At 60.3% G+C, this 526-nt stretch carries 1 protein-coding gene; it reads right to left on the bottom strand.

Translation table 11 applies throughout. From position 1 onward, the window contains the following. Positions 1–73 precede the first annotated feature (73 nt). Entirely contained in the window at positions 74–523 is a 450-nt protein-coding gene (locus tag EO99_RS0125460; protein WP_037113192.1) for a 2,4'-dihydroxyacetophenone dioxygenase family protein, read from the bottom strand. Between the last annotated feature and the right edge of the window lie 3 nt (positions 524–526).

The raw sequence follows: 526 nt of genomic DNA, 5'->3' as shown, positions 1-526 counted from the left end.
GCCGATTCCCCCCGTTCCCCCGGTGACGAGGACCGTGCAGCCTTTCATCCAGCCACGGGCCCAGTCGGCGGTGTCAGCGGATGAACTGATCGACATAGTCTGCCCCCAATCCGACCTCTTCATAGTGGGCACGGCACATGTCGATCTTGGTGAAGACGTCCTCGTATCCGATCTGCTTGTTGTCCTTGTCGAGATAGACCATGCAGCCCGAGATGTTGAAGAAGGTGATCATCTCGTCGCAGTCTTCGGGGACATTCAGCGTATGGATCTCGCCGGGCGGCTCGAACACGAAGGAGCCTTCCTCGGCCACCCAGTCGTGCTCGAAGTAGTGCCATTTGCCCTTCATCACCATGCCGAAGACCGGGGCGGGGTGCACGTGTCGGGACAGGATGCCCGAGCGGGTGACCTTCAGCAGGTTGCACCACTGCCCCGTCAAAGTGTTGAGAAACATCGGCCGGAAGAAGACGTCGGGGGCCTGCGGCACCCATACACGCGGATCATCCGGTATGGCCTTGATGGCGATTTC

The sequence above is a fragment of the Pseudorhizobium marinum genome (assembly GCF_000705355.1).
Taxonomy (GTDB): domain Bacteria; phylum Pseudomonadota; class Alphaproteobacteria; order Rhizobiales; family Rhizobiaceae; genus Neorhizobium; species Neorhizobium pelagicum.
This window is presented reverse-complemented; position numbering and strand designations above follow the sequence as displayed.